At 44.0% G+C, this 20,011-nt stretch carries 15 protein-coding genes and 1 tRNA gene; 8 read left to right on the forward strand and 8 right to left on the reverse strand.

Features of this window, described 5'->3' with window-relative positions; all coding sequences use genetic code 11:
- The first annotated feature begins 319 nt into the window (after window positions 1-319).
- The gene (locus AB6E78_RS19260; protein ID WP_372134084.1) at window positions 320-1,717 is read left to right on the forward strand and encodes an FUSC family protein; all 1,398 of its coding nucleotides are present in this window, start codon (window positions 320-322) and stop codon (window positions 1,715-1,717) included.
- A gap of 46 nt (window positions 1,718-1,763) precedes the next feature.
- Window positions 1,764-2,297: an isochorismatase family cysteine hydrolase gene (locus AB6E78_RS19265; RefSeq protein ID WP_240698162.1), complete on the forward strand. Its 534-nt coding sequence runs from the start codon at window positions 1,764-1,766 to the stop codon at window positions 2,295-2,297.
- 125 nt (window positions 2,298-2,422) lie between these two features.
- On the opposite strand, the gene gltX is transcribed toward AB6E78_RS19265, so the two are convergent.
- Window positions 2,423-3,850 (reverse strand): glutamate--tRNA ligase, encoded by a 1,428-nt coding sequence (gene gltX / locus AB6E78_RS19270; protein ID WP_017064147.1) that lies wholly within the window; start codon window positions 3,848-3,850, stop codon window positions 2,423-2,425.
- Window positions 3,851-4,150: 300 nt separating this feature from the next.
- Between gltX and AB6E78_RS19275 the strand changes: the two genes are divergently transcribed.
- Together AB6E78_RS19275 and AB6E78_RS19280 are read left to right on the forward strand one after the other, a co-directional pair.
- Window positions 4,151-6,955, forward strand: a complete 2,805-nt coding sequence (locus tag AB6E78_RS19275) for a copper-translocating P-type ATPase (RefSeq protein ID WP_372134085.1) — start codon at window positions 4,151-4,153, stop codon at window positions 6,953-6,955.
- The gene (locus AB6E78_RS19280) at window positions 6,945-7,385 is read left to right on the forward strand and encodes a DUF411 domain-containing protein (protein ID WP_004736129.1); all 441 of its coding nucleotides are present in this window, start codon (window positions 6,945-6,947) and stop codon (window positions 7,383-7,385) included. The genes AB6E78_RS19275 and AB6E78_RS19280 overlap by 11 nt, the downstream gene beginning before the upstream one ends.
- 230 nt (window positions 7,386-7,615) lie before the next feature.
- On the opposite strand, the gene AB6E78_RS19285 is transcribed toward AB6E78_RS19280, so the two are convergent.
- Together AB6E78_RS19285 and AB6E78_RS19290 are read right to left on the reverse strand one after the other, a co-directional pair.
- Window positions 7,616-8,272: an oligogalacturonate-specific porin KdgM family protein gene (locus AB6E78_RS19285; RefSeq protein WP_019824160.1), complete on the reverse strand. Its 657-nt coding sequence runs from the start codon at window positions 8,270-8,272 to the stop codon at window positions 7,616-7,618.
- 533 nt (window positions 8,273-8,805) lie between these two features.
- A complete protein-coding gene (locus AB6E78_RS19290; RefSeq protein ID WP_017071188.1) occupies window positions 8,806-11,457 on the reverse strand; it encodes a beta-N-acetylhexosaminidase in 2,652 nt (883 codons plus the stop codon).
- A gap of 404 nt (window positions 11,458-11,861) precedes the next feature.
- On the opposite strand from AB6E78_RS19290, the gene AB6E78_RS19295 reads away from it, so the two are divergent.
- The gene (locus AB6E78_RS19295; RefSeq protein ID WP_372134086.1) at window positions 11,862-12,749 is read left to right on the forward strand and encodes a TraB/GumN family protein; all 888 of its coding nucleotides are present in this window, start codon (window positions 11,862-11,864) and stop codon (window positions 12,747-12,749) included.
- Between the two features lie 182 nt (window positions 12,750-12,931).
- Here the strand turns inward: AB6E78_RS19295 and AB6E78_RS19300 are convergent.
- Window positions 12,932-13,008, reverse strand: a tRNA-Pro gene (locus tag AB6E78_RS19300).
- Between the two features lie 255 nt (window positions 13,009-13,263).
- Between AB6E78_RS19300 and AB6E78_RS19305 the strand changes: the two genes are divergently transcribed.
- From AB6E78_RS19305 to rluF, 3 genes are all read left to right on the forward strand, one after another.
- A complete protein-coding gene (locus AB6E78_RS19305) occupies window positions 13,264-13,404 on the forward strand; it encodes a DUF3149 domain-containing protein (RefSeq protein ID WP_017062321.1) in 141 nt (46 codons plus the stop codon).
- A 170-nt stretch (window positions 13,405-13,574) separates the two neighbouring features.
- Complete coding sequence (smrA, locus tag AB6E78_RS19310; RefSeq protein ID WP_017062320.1) at window positions 13,575-14,156, forward strand: DNA endonuclease SmrA; 582 nt, start codon at window positions 13,575-13,577, stop codon at window positions 14,154-14,156.
- 176 nt (window positions 14,157-14,332) lie between these two features.
- Entirely contained in the window at window positions 14,333-15,466 is a 1,134-nt protein-coding gene (gene rluF, locus AB6E78_RS19315; RefSeq protein WP_372051205.1) for a 23S rRNA pseudouridine(2604) synthase RluF, read from the forward strand.
- 106 nt (window positions 15,467-15,572) lie between these two features.
- Here rluF and ybaK read toward each other — a convergent pair whose 3' ends face one another.
- The 4 genes from ybaK to AB6E78_RS19335 all read right to left on the reverse strand — a co-directional run bounded on the left by ybaK (window position 15,573) and on the right by AB6E78_RS19335 (window position 20,005).
- Window positions 15,573-16,046 (reverse strand): Cys-tRNA(Pro) deacylase, encoded by a 474-nt coding sequence (ybaK, locus tag AB6E78_RS19320; RefSeq protein WP_372134087.1) that lies wholly within the window; start codon window positions 16,044-16,046, stop codon window positions 15,573-15,575.
- Window positions 16,047-16,150: 104 nt separating this feature from the next.
- A complete protein-coding gene (ushA, locus tag AB6E78_RS19325) occupies window positions 16,151-17,812 on the reverse strand; it encodes a bifunctional UDP-sugar hydrolase/5'-nucleotidase UshA (RefSeq protein WP_372110932.1) in 1,662 nt (553 codons plus the stop codon).
- Between the two features lie 506 nt (window positions 17,813-18,318).
- Window positions 18,319-19,173: a 3-deoxy-8-phosphooctulonate synthase gene (gene kdsA, locus AB6E78_RS19330; RefSeq protein ID WP_017069619.1), complete on the reverse strand. Its 855-nt coding sequence runs from the start codon at window positions 19,171-19,173 to the stop codon at window positions 18,319-18,321.
- Window positions 19,174-19,195: 22 nt separating this feature from the next.
- Window positions 19,196-20,005: a SirB1 family protein gene (locus AB6E78_RS19335; protein WP_017064164.1), complete on the reverse strand. Its 810-nt coding sequence runs from the start codon at window positions 20,003-20,005 to the stop codon at window positions 19,196-19,198.
- Window positions 20,006-20,011: the final 6 nt, after the last annotated feature.

The following is a 20,011-nucleotide window of genomic DNA, read 5'->3' on the forward strand; positions in this document are numbered from 1 at the left end:
ACTACTTCTTCTTGAAGATAAAAGCGGCTTTCCCCGGAAAGCCGCGATGAACCTAAAATAATCGGAACAACTAGCCAGCTTAGAAGAACGATAAACCTGATGTTCTATCGCTATTAACTATTAGAAGATCTATCGATCATTATCAGCATCGAACAATATCGTATAAGTAGAGTGACTGATCGCCCCCCTTCCCCTGAATGTTAAACGATGCAATAGAGTTGCTATATTTGATGGATCAAGGCCTTCAAACTAGAGTTTAGGCTGACCAAAAGATCAGGCAATATCCTCGTATTCGATCCCTCTGCCGCTAAACCCCACTATGCTACTCATTATAAAGTCACTGAGCACTCCAGCCAAGAATGCCATAAAGGTTGCCCTAGCATTTTGTTTAGCTATCTACCTTGCGTTGTATTTTAACCTTGAGAAGCCTTACTGGGCGGCTATCGTGGTCAATATATTGGCCATCACTGATACTATTACTGCTGGCAAGAAAAAAGGCATTCTCAGATTGTTGGGGACGCTTTGTGGCGCGTTTGTCGGGCTTTGGTTAATCGCTGTTTTTGGGCAAGATCGATATTATTTTTTAGCAAACATCGCACTGTTACTCGCAATTTGTATATACATGGGTTCCGATCCGGTCATCGGCTATGCTTACATTACGGCATTTATTGTCTGCATCCTGCTGGCGATATCTGGCAGCTTTGATGGTGTAGCTACATTTAATATTGCGGTACTAAGGCTGCAAGAAACCCTGCTTGGCTTCGTGGTCTATACGACCATCTATAGCGTGGTTTGGCCTGAGGATGATGACACACGCTTTAACAACGAAGTCAGTGTTGTTTTAGAGGCGATGTCTCCCCTCATTCATTCACTCGCTTACAATGACTCAGCGCAGTGTTTCCAGTTACACACGAGCTGCGAGTTAAATATTGAAAGCCCGACCTTCAAAGCGCTGAACGATCTGATGCGCCTGCCCGATTTGCATGGCCGTATGCCTGCCAGAAAGCAGTGGAAGCATCAACAGCAAACTCAAGCAATCTGGGTTGCCAAACAGTTACTGCAAAACGCCCATGATCAAGGGGTTGATCACAATGATTTTTCGATACTTAACCAGGCTATGGCTTTTATTGAAGCATCATCGGTTAATGTCGATTACAAGCCCCCTTTTCCAGAGACAGTCAAACAATTCTACCAGGGTAACTTTAAGAAAAAGCGCTTATTTGCCCGATTACTTGACAACAGCCAGCAACGATTAAGCAATACGTTAGTCGGCACAATGAGCTTCATCTCAGCAATTCTAGTCTGGATATATCTACCAATATCATCGGGAAGTCTGTTCATCATTAACAGTGCCATTTGCGCCTTGATATTAAGCAACATGCCTAGGCAAATGATAAAGCACTGGACCATTGGCTACTTAGCCTTTGGGTCACTGTTCCTCATTCAGTATGTTCTGCTGTTACCTTCGATGACCGAAGTATGGCAATTAATGGCATTTTACTTTGTTAATGTCTTTACGGTGTATCGCCTGTTCGCTGGTAATCAGTGGATGGTCTATCGAGTTCTCGGGGGCAACCTATTAGTAATGATTACCATGAGCGCAACGCAACTTGTGCCTGTTTATGACGTCACTACCCCTTTGAACCTACTCATTTATATAATGGTTGCACTGGCTTTCATCCGCTTTTACACCCGCTTAATACACCGTAAAAGTTAACCACTATAACCTCACACAAAGACCACTAAGGCATAAAGTAATGAAAATGAGTAAATGCTCTGCGCTTGTCGTTATCGACCTGCAACAAGGTATCGTTGATCAATTACCGGAAACCGTGTCCCGACCGATCATAGAGAATAGCCTTGCTCTCTGCGATGCATTTGATGATGCTGATTTACCCGTAATTATTGTTAATGTAGCCGGTCGTCCACAAGGCCGAACGGAACTGCAAAATAAAGCGGCTCAGCCTGACGCATCAAAGATCGTATGGGGAGAGGTCATCGAAAGCCTGCGCCTAAACCCTAATTATCGCTATCTAACCAAATATTCCTGGGGTGCATTTACCAACACAGATTTGCAGAAGCAGCTTTGTGAGCAAGGTATTACGGATATTTATCTGACCGGGGTAGCAACAAGTATTGGGGTCGAATCAACGGCTAGACAAGCATTTGAACTGGGTTATAACGTGGTGATTGTCGAAGATGCGATTGCAGATATGAACCCGATGAACCACCAGCACAGCTGCCAAAATATATTCCCAAAACTCAGTGTTTTAGCAAAAGCTCAAGACTTGCTATAACTGTCTCGTCCTAAAATACGTTGACCGTATTTTCATTAAACAATAAAAAGCCGACAGCGAATTAAGCTGTCGGCTGATGATCGTTCTATCTCAAGTACATTCTATCTCAAACAAGAGAAATAGGATTAAGCGTTAGCTTCACGCTCAGCGATGAACTCAAGAGCCATCTTGATACGAGCGATTACGCGCTCTTTACCAACAAGCTCCATCACAGCATCAACAGAAGGAGACTGACCACCGCCTGTTACTGCTACACGAAGTGGCATACCGATTTTACCCATGCCGATCTCTAGCTCTTCACATACAGCTGCAATTACACCATCTTTGATGTTTGCAGTAGTGAAATCTTCAAGTGCTTCAACCTTAGCAAGAGCAAGCTCTAGTGGGCCTTTAGCAACACCACGTAGGTGCTTCTTCGCTGCACCAGCTTCAAACTCAGAGAAATCTTCGTAGAAGTAACGAGATTGCTCAGCAAGTTCGATAAGCGTGTTACAACGCTCGCCAACTAGCTTGATCACTTCAGTGATAGCTGGGCCATTTGTTGTATCGATCTTCTGTGCGTCTAGGTGCCATTGCAGGTATTTAGCAACGTACTCAGGCTCAGAAGTCTTGATGTAGTGGTTGTTCAACCAAAGTAGCTTATCAGTGTTGAATGCAGAAGCAGACTTGCTGATAGCCTTCAGGCTGAAGAATTCAATCATCTCTTCTTGAGAGAAGATCTCTTGGTCACCGTGAGACCAGCCTAAACGAACTAGGTAGTTGTTTAGTGCATTTGGTAGGTAACCTTCGTCGCGGTATTGCATTACAGAAACAGCACCGTGACGCTTAGAAAGTTTCGCACCGTCATCACCAAGAATCATTGCACAGTGAGCGAACGTTGGAACTGGCGCGCCTAGTGCTTCATAGATGTTGATTTGACGAGGTGTGTTGTTGATGTGGTCTTCACCACGAACAACGTGTGTAATACCCATATCCCAGTCATCCACTACAACTACGAAGTTGTATGTTGGTGCACCGTCTGTACGACGAATGATTAGGTCATCAAGTTGGCTGTTCGCGATTTCAATGCGACCACGGATTTGGTCATCAAATACTACGCTGCCTTCTTTAGGGTTACGGAAACGGATAACGCATGCATCACCTTCTTTTGCTGCTTCGTTTGCTGCAACAATTTTAGGGTGGTTAGCATCGTAACGAGCCATCTCTTTGTTTTCTTCTTGCTCTGCACGAATTTCATCAAGCAGTTCTTTAGACGCGTAGCATTTGAATGCTTTGTCTTCAGCAAGTAGCTTATCAACCATTTCGTTGTAACGGTCAAAACGCTTAGATTGGTAGTAAGGACCTTCATCCCATTCCATACCCATCCATTGCATGCCTTCTAGAATTGCATCAACCGCTTCTTGAGAGTTACGCTCAAGGTCTGTGTCTTCGATACGTAGAACGAATTCACCGCCTTGGTTTTTAGCGAATAGCCAAGAGTAAAGTGCAGTACGTGCACCACCAACGTGAAGATAGCCAGTTGGGCTAGGAGCAAAACGAGTTTTAACCGTCATTTAAATACCTTGATTATGTAGGTGATTCTTTTAGTGCTCGCCATTACAAAGCCTGTAACAGAAAAATATCACTAAATTTTGGGCGCTATTTTATCACCACCGCTTAAATCTACAATCAGTAGTGAATGATTAATGCGCTGTTGTTGTACGAAAGCCGTTATTGAAAGGCCAATTACGCCCTTAAAGTCGTAAATAGATAGTCTTAGCAAGTAGATTATAGCCGCACATTCTTAATTTCCCTCTTCCATTCCAAACTGAAACCACCAGCTAGCACTCCACCAAGATCAAATTCTTGAATTTATGTTTGACCTTACCCTTACGGGAAGGTTTATGTTAGGCGTAGATGAGAATTGGAGTATCGATATGAACTACTACACAACGGCGCTCAACGGCCTAAATTGCATGGGTTGCGCGAAGAAAGTTCGCACACTGTTTAGCGATCTCGACAGCACGATGATTAATGACATATCGCCGACCTACATCGATATTTCGACTCCATTTAGTTACATTCAGCTCAACGAACAGTTAGCAACGCTTGGCTATTCTATGGGTAATCAGCTGCACCTTTCGCTATCCGGTCTGAGTTGCGGCAAGTGTGTGAGCAAACTGACTAAAGCGCTTGAACAAACTGAGCAAGCCTTAAACCTAGAAGTCAGCAAACAGGAATTATCACTGGTTACTCTGCTTTCTGAGTCTGAGGTGATTAAGCTGGTCGAAAGCCTGGGTTACCACGCAGCTCCCTACTCAGAAACGAATGACCTTTCATCGAGTTCAGATTTAGAAGACGAACAAGCAGATAAAAAGAGTGAAGATAAAACCGCAGCTAGCCAATATACCTATCACCTTGTTCTTGAGGGGATGACTTGTGCGAGTTGTGTCTCTTCGGTAGAGAAAGCACTGAAAAAGAATGAGTTCGTCGACCAAGCTCAGATCAATCTCGCAGAACAGACAGCCTTGGTTTTCACCTCTAAAACACGAGACGTCATCGAAAGCGCGCTAATAGAATCCGTAAAAACCGCAGGTTATGGCGCCGAGTTTGTTGATGATGCGGCAACACAACAACAAAAACAGCAAGAGCAACAACTTCGCACTCAACAGGCCTTCCTAAAAAATTCAGTGAGTGCGCTACTGCTTGGGGCACCGCTAATGGCATGGGGCGTGTTCGGCGGCAGCATGACCATTGCCACATTTAACGATCAACTGGCTTGGGGCTTGGTTGGTGTCGTTTGTTTGATACTGCTTGCTACCTCAGGTCGTAGCTTCTTCACGAATGCTTGGCAGTCTCTCATGTATAAGCGCGCGACCATGGATACCTTAGTCGCTCTAGGTACAGGCGCAGCATGGTTCTATTCAATGTTGGTTGTGCTGATTCCATCATGGTTTCCAGAACCATCTCGCCATGTCTACTTTGAAGCAAGCGCAATGATCGTTGGCTTAATTTCTTTGGGTCATTACATCGAAGCCAAAGCCAAAGCACGTACTACAAAATCGCTGCAAGCACTGATTAATTTACAGCCTCAAAAAGCGGTAGTTATCGTCGATGGCAAAGAACAAACCATCGCAGTAGAAGCCATTCAGGTCGGTATGCAGGTACGAGTAAAACCCGGAGAAAAAGTGCCAGTTGATGGTGTCGTAGTCTCAGGTGAATCTTATATCGATGAGTCGATGCTGACCGGTGAACCACTTCCCAACGTTAAATCGGCTAATGACGGCGTTTCTGCAGGCACCATTAATGGTGATGGCAGCCTAATCATTGAAGCGACCGGGATTGGCTCAAGCACTATGCTGGCTCGAATCATTCAAATGGTACGCCAAGCGCAAAGCAGCAAACCAGCGATTGCCAAACTTGCCGACTCTATCTCAGCTATTTTCGTCCCAGTTGTCGTCGCGATCGCAGCAATTGCATCCCTAGTTTGGTTCTTTGTTGGTCCGCAACCAAGTGCAAGTTACATGCTTGTCGTATCGACGACTGTGCTGATCATCGCTTGTCCGTGTGCCTTAGGCCTAGCGACTCCACTTTCGATTACTGTCGGTGTAGGTAAAGCTGCTGAGTTTGGTGTTCTAATCAAAGACGCCGATGTATTGCAGTCAGCCAGTAAGATCGATGCTGTTGTGTTTGATAAAACAGGCACATTGACCCAAGGAAAACCAAGCGTTCAACAGGCCTTTTATCACAACCTATCAGAACAAGAACTGCTAGCTTACGCCTATTCGGTTGAGGTAGGTTCAGAACACCCGCTTGCCAAAGCCGTTTGCCAATATGCCGAGAACTTAGAAGTTTCAGCACTCCCACACAGAGACTTTGAAAACCGCCGCGGCCTTGGCGTACAAGCCCACATTAACGGCAAACACGTTCAAGTCGGCTCGCTGAAATACCTAACACAATTAGACGTCAATACAGAAATTGGCGCTGACTTTATTGAGCTTTGCCGTACACAAGCATGGACCCCCATCTTCGTAGTCATCGACCAAAAACTGGAAGGCATATTAGGCATTTCGGACGCGTTAAAAATAGATAGCAAACAGGCAATAGCTCAACTAAAATCCGCCGGAATTCACACTGTGCTACTCACTGGCGACAACGACTCGGTTGCTCAAGCGATTGGCAAAAGCGTCGGTATCGATGAGGTTATCTCTGAAGTACTTCCAGAGCAGAAAGCGCGACATATTGTTCAGCTTCAACAACAATATAAGAGTGTGGCTATGGTTGGAGATGGCATTAACGATGCACCAGCGCTTGCTCAGGCCGACATAGGTATCGCAATGGGCAGTGGCAGTGATGTTGCGATTGAAAGTGCACAAATGACACTCCTCAACTCGTCGCCACTGTCTGTAAGTAACGCGATAGAACTGTCCCAAGCGACCGTAATAAATATGAAGCAAAACCTGTTTGGTGCCTTCATCTATAACTCGCTTGGTATTCCTATCGCAGCCGGTGTGCTCTACCCATTTTTCGGATTTCTGCTTAGTCCTGTAGTTGCAGGCGCTGCGATGGCGATGTCGTCAATTACGGTAGTAAGCAATGCCAACAGATTAAGACTGTTCAAACCCACACATTCTAATATCAACAAAAACCATATTCATGAGGTTAACCATGATTCGTAAAATTATGACTCTTACAGCACTCGCTGCAATTTCAGGACAAGCTCTCGCGACTGATGTTCTAAACCATAAGTCTCCATACTGTGGCTGCTGCACAGAATGGACAGAACATATGCGAGATGCTGGGTTCGATGTTACAGAGAAGCTCCACGATGATATGAATCCAATCAAGCAGAAGTTAGGGGTAACGCAAAAACTAGCCTCTTGCCACACTGCAGAGATCGACGGTTACGTATTTGAAGGGCACATTCCAGCAGAGGACGTTAAAGCCTTTTTAGAAAACCCACCACGCAATGCGATTGGCTTAGCGGTTCCAGGTATGCCAATGGGCTCACCGGGCATGGAATATGGCGATAAGAAAGACGAGTATTCTGTGTATGCGTTTAATGAAGAAGGTCAGGTGTTTGAGTACCGTCATTACAACGGAAAATAAAGCTTAACTAGACCAACGCAAAGCAATAAAAAGAAGTCATAAAAATAGAGCCTAGCATGAGTAAACCCAAGACTGTGGTTTACTTGCTAGGCTCTTTGCTTTTGGACAGTAAAGCAAATCTTGTCGCGGTACCAACCGGGCTGTTAGTACCGCTATGTTCCCCTCGCTAATTAGCTAGCAAGCTATTTAGCAAAGAAGTTCACTCAGCTTAAGCAGCTAAGCGAATCAGCTTAGAAGCCGTAAGAAGCACCGAATACGAATGCGTTGTTAGCATTATCAGCTTGGTTACGGTACTCAAAGTAAGGTTGAACACCTTGACGAGTCCATGTAGCACGAAGCTCGTGGTCCATTGTGTTGTCAGCATCGCTGATTACGTATACGTTGTTGTAGCTAAGCGCTAGTTCAGCATTTACTGCATAGCCGATACGGTTATCAAAACGAGTTTGGTCGTCAGCTTTGCTGTCTTCCATTGCGTGGTAACGAGTACGGTTGCTGATAGAGATACCGTTGTCGAAGTTATAACCGATCTTAACTAATGGACGATACTGAACCGTTTCGCCGTTGTTTAGTAGGTGGTGGTAACCAGCAGCAACCCATAGGTTGTCGTTGATGTTGTACATCTGCTCAACACCAAGAGTGATGTATGGAGAGTTACCTAGACCGCTGTCTTGGATTGCGTCATTGTCGTACTTACCAAGAGAGATACCATCGAACTCTGTTAGTAGTGTTGTGCCTGAATCAAACGTGTGGCCCGCTTCTAGAGTTGACGTCGCGTTTGGTTGGAAATCAGAGTGAAATTGAACGTTACCTGTAACGTAAGAAGAACCAGCAAAAGCACTAGAAGCGAAAGCAAGAGAAAGAGCACTTAGAGCGATAATTTTTTTCATAGTAAACTGCCTTAGTTTGATTTTTTCAGCGGCATATCTTCGGTACATCATTCACCTTCACCGCTTGAGTAGTTGGTAGCCTCCCTGGCATGAAATCTATGTTGCTCGAATTAATTCGCGTTTAAAAATAAAAGGGACAGCAGAGTGATCCCTCTCACTATCAAAAAAAGACAAGTTATTTAAAACTTTAAAATCAACAACTTAAAAACATAAAAATTGATAAAAAACTTAAGATGGAAAAATATACAGATCGGGATCACGTTATTTCACGAAGAAAAATTAGATCTAGATAGTTGAATCACATCTGATTTAGAGTTTTTTACAGGGGGCTTATTTTTTGAAGAGAATAATGAGAAGCGCGTCACTTTTGGGATTAAAGTCACCTTATGTGCATTGTTGATGATATGACCAAAGGCGATTTCTATATGTTTCAGTTTTGGATATGCACCTAATTCGCAGTAAACAAAAAGAGTTCCCGTTTTATCTTGAATAAGATAAAGGTCAGGAGCTCTTCTACTAATAGTGCTTATCGATTATTTAACTGAGGTCACTCGACTTACTTTCTCACCACTTTCTGAAATAGAGCGGATGTAAGTCTCACCAGAAACTGATGGACGTTGTTGCTCATCGTATGTTAGCCAGTTTTCGCCATCAGCAGAGTATTGCAGCTCTACACCTGGGAATTGAACGTTCATCGCTAGCTTACCGTCAACAACCTTCGCACCTGGAACTGGTAGTCGGTAATCAATACCCGCTTTTTCTAGCTTAGCTAGCTCACGTTGACCAAGAATATTCGCGAAGCGATTAAAGTCGCTGTTCAACGCTTGCTTATTCACTAAGTTAGTTTCTTGAGAGTATTCAACACCAACCTTGTAGTCGTTTTCCCAATCTGCTCGGTGCCATGCGCGCTCTGCTGCTGCCAATACGCGAGGGAACACCATGTATTCATATTGCTCGTCAGTACGTACTGTTTCTGACCAAAGTTGAGCTGACAGACCGTAGAAAGGTTTCGCTTCAACCTCACCTTTACCAGTAAAACCATTGCCATCACGGTCTAATGATGTTTCTGCGTTTTGTGGCATGTTTTCTGGTGCGAAGCCAAACATCTTACGAGTATCGGTTGCACGTGTTGCCCAGTAGTAACCACGCTCAGCTGCATCAACTTCGTATGGCATATCCATGTATACGTAGTCTGGGTTAGAGACAATCACGTCATACCCTTTTGCTGACCAATCGTATACTGATGAAGTTCCGCCCCAGTAAAGAACGTCCCAGAAGTTCACGCGTGTACTTTCGGTCGCAAATGCTTCCTCGCCTTCGCTGTATTTCAGACCATCTTGCCATGCTTGGAAGTGGGGAATACCCTTCTCAGCAACAATCTTAGAAACCTGTTCTGCGAAGTGGCTTGGTAGATGACCGAAATCGCTTACAGTACCATCAGCGATCAATGACTGACATTGTGGTGATTGTTGGAACGGCTTATCTTGCTTAGACAAATCGATGTTGCCTTTCCAAGCCACTTTATCTTCTGCATTAATATCTTGTAAGCCTGCGCCTAACTTGATGTTTTTCGCTTCATCGCCGCCGAAGTGCCAAGTCGTTAGCGGTACGCCCGCTTCTTGGTGCATTGCCGCCACTTCAGAGATTACTTTATCGACGAAGTGAGTTGATGACTCCATACATGGGTTAATGAAGCTTTGCTTATCGTAGAACTGAACCGTGGTTACATTCGATGTATCTTGCGGATCCATCAAGCGGTATTCGTTCGCTTCTGCTTCTTTGCCTTCCGCCATGAGACGAGTGTAACGCGCTTCCATTGATACCACAGCTGAACGAGCGTGTGCTGGCATATCAATTTCAGGGATAACTTCGATGCTGCGCGCTTTAGCGTAGCTTAGGATCTCGACGTAATCCGCTTTACTAAAGAAACCAGAGCCAAAGTTGTCTGTTGTTGGACCAGAACCTAGCTGAGGCAGTAAGCAGCTTTGTTCATCCAAATCAAAACAACGATTAGACCCTACATCCGTTAGCTCTGGTAAACCTGGAATTTCTAAACGCCAACCTTCATCATCCGTTAGGTGAAGGTGCAGTTTATTCATCTTGTATGCCGCCATTTGATCTAGCGTTGCTAGGATGGCATCTTTTGAGTGGAAGTTTCGAGCAACGTCCACCATCACACCACGATAATCAAAGCGCGGCGCATCTTTAATTGACAGTTGTGGTAATGATTCAGCGTTCTGACTATCTATTAGGCCAAAAATAGACTGAACTGCGTAGAAAGCACCCGTTTTATCAAACGCTTTAATTGCAATCCCCTCTTCCGAGATGCTTAGTTCATAAGCGCCAGATTTCGCTAAATCACCCGTAAACTGAGTAGGAACAACAGCGACACTCACAGGTAGGTCGCCACTCACATCTACGTTTACCACATCTGCACGTTCTTCAATTGCTGCGAATTGCTCAGCGTCGAATGCGTCTTTAGGTAGGGCAATACCACCAGCAATGCTAACTGAACCTTCACCGGCTTCTACCGACATTGGCGTTGGTAGTAAAGTAGTTGATACGTCTTGCGTTGCTAGATCAGCATTCTTTTCAAAACGCGTCACCGCTGTCGCCATTACGTTATTATCATCAGGCGTACGCTTAAGGTTATTACCCTCTAGACCAGTTACGAACGATGCAACATCTTCTGTATTCAATGATGCAATCATCTTAGGTTCTGCGTTTGGCGCCGTCACGAATGCACCTGGCATAAAGTCAGTTTCAAACAGTTGCCAGTATTCACTCGTTAACGGAAGAACCACTTCTTCACCAGCCGCAAAGCCGTCAAATTTTTCAGTAGGTTCTAGCTTGTGAAGGTCACCAGTAACGCGAGTGATCTTAAATTGCTCATTATCAACATCTAAAATAAGACGAATACTGTGGAAGTAGATGCTCCAATCTTTAGAGTCAATCGCTTCACCGTCATTGGTTAGCGTCATGTTCACTTTATTACATGACGCCCATTCAGCACCTAGGTCCTGACAAGCCAAGCCTTCATTCGCACCATGATTAGTTAGAATTTCGTACTGAACATCAAGATTATCAGCCAGTGCATTCACTACTTTTTGTTCTGGTGCTTGCGTTACTGCACAACCTGTTAGGCCAGCCAATACCGCTACAGATAGTAAGTTTCTCTTCAACATCGTATTCACCCATAAATTAAAAATTGAGTAAGAAGCAAAATGGAGCGCTTCGAAAGTTAGATAAACTATATGGGCTTATTTTTTACCGTGAATTAAATCGAGCTAATAAAGTGATCGGCTTCAAATCTCAAAAATATTGATAAATTTAATTTAAATAAAATCATCAAGTTACAAGCAACGGCACTTCCGTCATTTTAATTTTGACGTAAAATTTGAGAAATGAATCACAATCTTTTTTACCGATTTCATAAAATCGTGTCATTGGTAGTCAGAAAGGATTTAGAGTTTCAGCGTATTGTTATACTTTTCGTACAAACAACGTGACATTGTTCTCAAAAAAAACCGTTAAAAAACACCGTCAAAATCGATTTTAACGAGTTTAATACTTCCTTAAGGAGCTCCCTTTGCGTCCACTCTGGTACATGGTTTTATTCGTTCTCGCTTTTTCAGCTAGGCAAGCGGTCGCCGAGCCCCTTTATTGGCAAGCACAAAAGGATGATCTGACACTCACTATCTTAGGTTCAGTGCACGTTGGAGACGAGAGTATGTACCCCCTTCCTTCGGCGATCACCGACGCGCTAAAAAACAGTGATGGCTTAATTATCGAAACGGATATCAGAAAGTCTGATGGCGTTGTATATCCCCACAACAAACTCACAACTGCCGATGTACTCAATGAACAACAGCTGCAATTATTAACCGACATCTCAAAATCATTGGGCATGCCGACGCAACAGCTGCTTAGTTCACCGCCTTGGGCAACTTCTCTCTCCATACAAATGCAGCAATTAAAGAATCTTGGCTATGGCTCGGCGGGCGGTGTAGACGCAACATTAGCCTATAAGGCAACCATCCAAGACGTTCCGGTGATCAGCTTAGAGCCACTGCAATTTCAAATAGACCTGATGACAAAACAAAAGGACGACGGTAAGGAATGGTTAGTCAGTAGCCTAGAAGAATTTGACCAAACTGATCGCGTGGTTCATTGCCTGATTGAAAGCTGGAAAGCGGGTGATTTAGCGAAGCTGGAAGCCTTCTCAGAACTGTCAGAGATGTCGCCTGAACTTGAGAAAGCATTCTTAACTGACCGCAATATCGACTGGGCAAACAAGCTATCCGCCAATGATTGGAAACTCGATTCAAACGGGAATTATTTGATCGTGGTTGGCGCCTTGCACCTAGTTGGCGAAGGTAACCTTTTGCAGTTGTTAAAAGAGAAAGGTTTTAATGTCACTCAACAATCACAAAGCCAACAGGCTCAGTGTCAATTTGAGGTTGATGCGAAAAACTAGCGAGCTTCAAACCCCATTTCCAACGCTCTAAAACGACAAAAGCCAGCTCATTGAGCAGTCTCTCTAAATGTGGTCGGTGAAGAGCTTATTTTGAACATCAGGCGAACCCCACTTTGGTTCTGACCCTATTTCCTATGACCTAAAACGACGAAAGCCTGCTCATTGAGCAGGCTTTCTTAATGTGGTCGGTGAAGAGGGATTCGAACCCCCGACCCTCTGGTCCCAAACCAGATGCGCTACCAAGCTGCGCTATTCACCGAGATATCTAACTGGCTCATTGCCTGTCGATGGAGCGTATAATACGGGTTCTGAATTTATCCGCAAGGGCTTTTTCTCATATTTATTGCGATTTTGAATCGTTCGAACAAAAGACATACAACAACGAGCATGATGTGACAAAAAACACACAGTTACCAACAAGTATTTAACTTATGAAACAGGATTGATCCAGATCAGTGAATTGATAATGCTTGTTAATACACTAAGCCATGTCATATAACTTTGAGGTATACACATGGACTTTTGGCTAGATCTCCTATTTGGTAATGCGGTGGGACTATCTTCAATGATAGTAATCTTCGGGGCTCTGGGTCTCATGATGTTTTATGGAGGCTTCTTCATATACAAAGTTATGACTGAAAAATCTCCTCACTAGAATCGCTCTGCCTAAATCATTTACTTTTAAGTATTCTTTTACTTTATAAGTAAATGTCAAAACGCTTTGCACCGGAGCAGACTTATTGTCTTCTCCGGTTTTTTCATTTTTAAACCTAACCTCAACTTAGGTATACTTACCCTATCCTTCTCCAACTTGAGATACACACTATGTCTCATGATGATGACTTAGATCTATTCCAAGAAATGATGGGCGATGTTAAACGTATCGACCATGACACCGCTGAACACCAGAAAGTACACCGAGTCACCGAATCTCACCTTGCTAAGCGTGAAGCCGCTATGTGGCTGTCTGACGACGAGAAAGACTACTTATCATTAGACTATTCGCCAATGATCAAGCCAGACGATGTTGTTGCTTATAAAAAAGACGGTGTACAAGAAGGCGTATACAAAAAGCTGCGCCTAGGAAAATACCCTATTCAAGCCAAGCTCGACCTTCATAGGAAAACACTGAAAGACGCACGTAACGAAGTGCTTTCATTTTTGCGTCAGTGTTTAAGAATGGATGTTCGTACCGTCATCATTGTTCATGGTAAGGGTGAGCGTTCGAATCCACCTGCAATGATGAAAAGCTACGTGGCAAATTGGCTAACACAAATCAACGACGTTCAATGTGTTCATTCTGCTCAGCAATTTCATGGTGGTACGGGCGCAGTCTACGTAATGCTCAGAAAGAGTAATGAGAAAAAGCTAGAGAACAGAGAGCGCCATCAAAAACGCACCAGTTAATAGGTTGAGATAGATAAATGGACTAGTAACGATTTTGCATCAAGATCGATATTTCGTGCCTAGACTCACACCAAGTGCTAAAATTACCTCAGTTAACGAATTTCAACTCAAAGCAACTATCCAAAGGTTGCTTTTTGTTTATCTATATTTCCGTTGTGAAACGCTAAGAGAATATCATGTCACAAGAATCCCAAGCTAAACGCCTTAATAAATACATCAGTGAAACTGGTTTTTGCTCACGCCGCGAAGCCGATAAGCTCATTGATGCAGGCCGAGTTACTATTAACGGTAAGATCCCTGAAATGGGTACTAAAGTCTTGCCAGGTGATGATGTTGAGATCGACAATAAGCCTGTTCGCTCAAAAGAGAAGCCGATTTACATTGCTCTTAATAAACCAACAGGTATCACCTGTACGACTGAGCGTGATATTCCTGGCAACATCGTCGACTTTATCGGCCACCACAAACGTATTTTCCCGATTGGTCGTCTAGATAAGCCTTCTGATGGTCTTATCTTCTTGACCAACGATGGCGACATCGTAAACAAGATCCTACGTGCAGGTAACAACCACGAGAAAGAATACGTGGTTCGTGTAGATAAGCCGATTACGACGGAATTCTTGAAGCAAATGAGCGCTGGCGTTCATATCCTTGATACAGTCACCTTGCCATGTAAGGTTGAGAAAGAGACTAAGTTCTCATTCCGAATTACGCTAACACAAGGCCTTAACCGCCAAATTCGCCGTATGTGTGAAGCGCTCGGTTATGAAGTATTTAAGCTACGCCGTGTTCGTATTATGAACATCTCATTAGACGGTATTCCTAACGGAAAATGGCGCTACCTGAGCGAAGAAGAGATCACTGAGATCTTAGCGATGTGTGAAGGCTCAGTAAGTACGGAAGATGCGTCAAAAATGAACGCGAAAGGTCAACGCATTCGCAAAGCGACTGACGCGAAACTTTTTGATAGCCGTGAAGAGAACCAAGCTTCAACAGCGCGCCGTAATCAAAACGAGAACCGTACACGCACCTACCGCGGTAACAATGCGGATGAATTCCGTCATGCACCTAATTCAAAGCGTGGCCGCAATTCATCGAATGGTGAAAGCGGTGGTAATACCGAGAACTGGAAATCGAACTCTCGTTCAGAGCGTTCTAATTCAGATAGAAATCGTTCGGATCGCAATCGCACAGATCGCGATAATACCGATCGTAGAAGCGGGAAGCCGGCAAACCGCAGCCAAGATTCAAACAGACCGAACAAACCTGCACCAAAGCGTGTTGGTGGTACTTTAGGTCTGAAGAAGTAGTCTGAATCAGTAAGACGAGACTCTCGATATAAAAACGCCCGCTAGATTAGTCTAGCGGGCGTTTTTGTTGGTCATTCGATAGTTTTATCATCATGACGACGACAATCTATAAACATAAATCAGCAAACTGGCCGCGAGTCAGAAGTGTTAAGTCTTTTGGGTCTAATTCAATCTCTAGCCCACGCTTACCTGCACTCACACATATCGTTTCAAAACCTGTCGCACTGGAATGAACGAAGGTAGGTAGTGCTTTCTTCTGACCAAGAGGACTAATTCCACCAACAACATAACCCGTGGTTTTCTGAGCTATATCTGGATCAGCCATCTCCGCTTTTTTGCCCTTCGCCGCTTTCGCTGCAAGCTTTAAGTTTAGCTTCTGATCGACAGGAATAACGGCAACCGCCAAATCTTTAGCGACACCGTTCAAACAGAACAACAGCGTTTTGAACACACGTTTTGGGTCCTGACCCAGCGCTTCAACGGCTTCCAATCCATAGTTGGTATTATTCGCATCATGATGATACTGATGCACACAATGAGCGATTTTCTTTTTCTTGGCGAGATTGATTGCAGGGGTCATAACAAATCCAAACGATAGATAAACAAAAAGCGACGCCGAGGCGTCGCTTTAGTTAAATTTATCATGGTGCTAGAGTCAATCTAATTTAGCCCCTATTGACACAATTACTTGTAAACCATTTGGCCTGAAGGTGCGTACTTGTTTACGTCAACCGGGCTGTTTGCTTCTAGGTATTCTTTCAGTACTTCAGCGTCAACAAAGCCAGTGTTTACGTAACCAGGGTGGTCAGACAGTTTAGGGTAACCATCACCACCAGCTGCGTTGAAGCTTGGCACTGTGAAACGGTAAGTTTCGTCTAGACGAAGCTGTTTGCCACCGATGAATACATTCGATACTTCACCGTTTGCCACTGTCATTGAGATACCAGCAAACTGTGCGTAAGCACCAGAATCGATTGGTTTAGTCGCCACTACGTTTAGATAATCTAGAACTTCTTTACCCGTCATGTCTGTGTAAGTCAGGATGTTTGCAAAAGGTTGTACTGTTAGTACGTCTTTGTAAGTCACATCACCGGCTTCAATTGAATCACGTACACCACCAGAGTTCATCACAGCGAAGTCTGCTTTTGCACGCTCCATGTGAGACGTTGCAATCAAACGACCTAGGTTAGTCTGTTGGAAACGAACAACGTTACGGTCGCCTTCAAGCTTGCCATTAGTTTCAGCAATTTGAACTTCTAGCTGTGCTTGACCTTGCTCTTGGAAAGGACGTAGGAATTCAAGTAACTCTGGGTCTTGTGCGATTTCATCTTGAATAAGAACACGTTGCTTCTTACCGTCAATCTTAACTTTCTTCTTAAGGTTAACTGGAATCAGATCGTAGCTCACCATCTCTAGTTCGCCGTTACGGAATTCGTAATCAGCACGGCCTACGTACTTGCCCCACTCATGAGCTTGAACGATGTAAGTACCGTTCTGTACGTCAGGCTTACACTCATCACCCGGCTTGAAGTTTTTCTTCGCTACGTTAGGGCCTTCCATACATACAGGCTCTTGAGAGTGACCACCAACGATCATGTCTAGATCGCCTTCGTTTAGGTAACGAGCGAGTGCAACATCACCCGGAGCGTTAACACCACGTTGACCGTTTTCGTAGTGACCCATGTGAGTCACAGCAAAGATTAGATCCGGTTTTTCTGTTTCTTTAAGTTCAGCGATTAGCTTCTTCGCTTCTTCTTTAGGGTCACGGAAATCGATGCCTGCGATAAATTCAGGGTTACCAATCTTTTGGGTATCTTCAGTTGTTAAACCAATAACCGCAATCTTGATGCCTTGCTTTTCAAACATTTCGTACGCTTGGAATTTACGTTCGCCTGTCGCTTTATCGTAGATGTTTGCAGATAACATTGGGAAGTTAGCCCAGTCGATCTGCTTTTGTAGTACGTCTAAAGAGTTATCAAACTCGTGGTTACCCAATGCCATTGCATCGTAACCAATTTTGTTCATACCTTTAAAATCAGGTTCTGCGTCCTGAAGGTCTGACTCTGGAACACCCGTGTTGATGTCACCGCCAGATAGAAGCAACACGCTACCGCCTTCTGCTTCAACTTCTGAACGAAGTTGGTCAACAAGCGTTTTACGCGCAGACATGCCGTATTCGCCGTATTTATTCTGCCAGAAACGACCATGGTTATCGTTTGTGTGAAGAATCGTTAGCTTGTAAGTTTCGTCTTGGTTCCAATCATGAGCTGATTGAGACGCACACCCAGCTAAAGTAGCTAGGATTGCAGCACTTAGTGCTGTCTTTAGAATAATGCGTTGCTTCATTGTCATACCTTTGAACTTTTTAGGGGAATCCACTGCTTTTTATAATCTATTGCGACCCCTTTCCTGGAGTTCGAACAATAAGACTTCAACATGACTAATCTTAAATTAACATTCTAGATGTAACACGACGATTTCATATTTATGTCGAATTGGTCACGCATAGATCAACAGTTAAGTGTAACAAAATTATGAGATTACACTCAAACTTCCCCTGCATCACAGGCAATCGTTTACTTATAAAGTGTGATGAACATCAGTAATTTACTGTAAACAGGACAGACCTCACACACTCATGGTTATTTCTTAGGGAGTCAAAGATTCTGTTAACAAGGATTTAATCATCTAGCGCTAATTAGCGCTCAAAAGAACAGATAAGCGCACAACGAAACGAACTGATACCCAGATAAACAAAAACGCCCAACTCTTAGAGTTGGGCGTTTATTTGATATCGTTAAATAACCACTTTAACTAATTTACATTAGCGAGTTATTTAACATCAGCTTCAGCTACTTAATATCGATGTGCTCAAAGCCTTTGATAAGGTCATCCAGTGCTTTCATCTGCTTCAAGAACGGCTCTAGTTTGTCTAGAGGTAGCGCAGATGGGCCATCACAGCGAGCTTGGTCTGGGTTAGGGTGAGCTTCAATGAACAGACCCGCAATACCTGTCGCAAGACCCGCTTTAGCAAGCTCAACCGTTTGCTCACGACGGCCGCCAGATGCAGCACCTGATGGGTCACGCATTTGTAGAGAGTGCGTCACGTCGAAGATGATTGGGCTACCGTTTGAAGACTTCTTCATTACGCCAAAGCCAAGCATATCCACAACAAGGTTATCGTAACCCATGCAAGCGCCACGCTCACAAAGGATGATGTTGTCATTACCGCACTCAGCGAACTTATCAACGATGTTGCCAACTTGATTCGGGCTCATGAACTGAGGCTTCTTCACGTTGATTACTGCGCCAGTCTTAGCCATTGCTTCAACAAGATCAGTTTGACGAGCTAGGAATGCAGGTAGTTGGATTACATCAACCACATCCGCAACAGGCTGAGCTTGAGCTTCTGTGTGGATATCAGTAATGATCTTCACGCCGAAAGTATCTTTCAGCTCTTGGAAGATTTTGAGACCTTCTTCCATTCCTGGACCACGGTATGAATGAACTGAGCTGCGGTTCGCTTTATCAAAAGACGCCTTAAATACGTAAGGGATGCCCAGCTTCTCGGTTACTTTTACATAGTGCTCACAGATCTGCATAGCAAGATCGCGAGATTCAAGAACGTTCATGCCTGCAAATAGCGTAAATGGCTTGTCGTTAGCAATTGGCATATCGCCAATATGAACTGTTTTCTGTTCCATCATATTCTCTCTAAATAATTATTAATTAGTGAACAACCACTGTCTTTTCGTTCATGACGTTCACTTGAGATTTCAGTAACTCAGATGCCGGGTCATCTGGGCATTGGTCGATAAAGTATTGATAATCGGTTGCGGCTACTTGGTGACAGTCTAGCTGCTGATAGATAAAACCGCGGTCACGGATTTCATATGGGTCATCAGGTACAAACGTCAAAGCAAGGTCAGTACACTTCAATGCAAGTGTATAACGCTCTTCTCGCAGCAGTGCACTCTTGAGCAGGGCTAACCACTTACCAATAATTGTTGGGTGGTCGGCGACTTCTAAGTGCTCAGGTTTCACCTTAGCTAATGGGCCATCATGGCCAATTAACCATGCTCGCAGCGTTTGTTCGCCAACATACTCACCGTTATAAGGGTTAATATAGGCTGCAGCTTGCCCGTACCAACTTACTTTAAGTAAGAATTGAGTCGGGAAAGAGACGCCCTCTACAGGAAAGCCTAGCTTGCGACCTAGAAAAAGAAAGATCGCCCCCAGACTCACTGGAATGCCTTTCTTTCTCTCAAGCACTTTATCGATGAACGCGTTTTCCGAAGAGAAATACGCATCTTTATCGCCAGCAAAACCCCATTCATAAAAGAATAGTCGAATAAAAGATTCAAACTTCTGCTGTTCATCGGTTTCATTAACCAAAGCAAACTCGGCGTCTTTTAACAATCTCGCCAGCTCTTGCTCTGCCCAACTGTCTTGAGTTTCTGGGTTAATCGCTTTATTTAAGATCAATGCACCTTCAGCTAACTCTAGCTGGTCAAAGTCTTCATCAAAAAATTCGTACATAGATAG

Source organism: Vibrio sp. 10N.247.310.98 (assembly GCF_041467395.1).
Taxonomy (GTDB): Bacteria; Pseudomonadota; Gammaproteobacteria; order Enterobacterales; family Vibrionaceae; genus Vibrio; species Vibrio crassostreae_C.

Coding starts and splice junctions, on each gene's coding strand:
- AB6E78_RS19285 (WP_019824160.1), bottom strand. CDS start 8,272: ATGAAAAAAATTATCGCTCTAAGTGCTCTTTCTCTTGCTTTCGCTTCT.
- AB6E78_RS19305 (WP_017062321.1), top strand. CDS start 13,264: ATGGACTTTTGGCTAGATCTCCTATTTGGTAATGCGGTGGGACTATCT.
- gltX (WP_017064147.1), bottom strand. CDS start 3,850: ATGACGGTTAAAACTCGTTTTGCTCCTAGCCCAACTGGCTATCTTCAC.
- AB6E78_RS19335 (WP_017064164.1), bottom strand. CDS start 20,005: ATGTACGAATTTTTTGATGAAGACTTTGACCAGCTAGAGTTAGCTGAA.
- AB6E78_RS19290 (WP_017071188.1), bottom strand. CDS start 11,457: ATGTTGAAGAGAAACTTACTATCTGTAGCGGTATTGGCTGGCCTAACA.
- kdsA (WP_017069619.1), bottom strand. CDS start 19,173: ATGATGGAACAGAAAACAGTTCATATTGGCGATATGCCAATTGCTAAC.
- rluF (WP_372051205.1), top strand. CDS start 14,333: ATGTCACAAGAATCCCAAGCTAAACGCCTTAATAAATACATCAGTGAA.
- ybaK (WP_372134087.1), bottom strand. CDS start 16,046: ATGACCCCTGCAATCAATCTCGCCAAGAAAAAGAAAATCGCTCATTGT.
- ushA (WP_372110932.1), bottom strand. CDS start 17,812: ATGAAGCAACGCATTATTCTAAAGACAGCACTAAGTGCTGCAATCCTA.
- smrA (WP_017062320.1), top strand. CDS start 13,575: ATGTCTCATGATGATGACTTAGATCTATTCCAAGAAATGATGGGCGAT.
- AB6E78_RS19280 (WP_004736129.1), top strand. CDS start 6,945: ATGATTCGTAAAATTATGACTCTTACAGCACTCGCTGCAATTTCAGGA.
- AB6E78_RS19260 (WP_372134084.1), top strand. CDS start 320: ATGCTACTCATTATAAAGTCACTGAGCACTCCAGCCAAGAATGCCATA.
- AB6E78_RS19275 (WP_372134085.1), top strand. CDS start 4,151: ATGTTTGACCTTACCCTTACGGGAAGGTTTATGTTAGGCGTAGATGAG.
- AB6E78_RS19265 (WP_240698162.1), top strand. CDS start 1,764: ATGAGTAAATGCTCTGCGCTTGTCGTTATCGACCTGCAACAAGGTATC.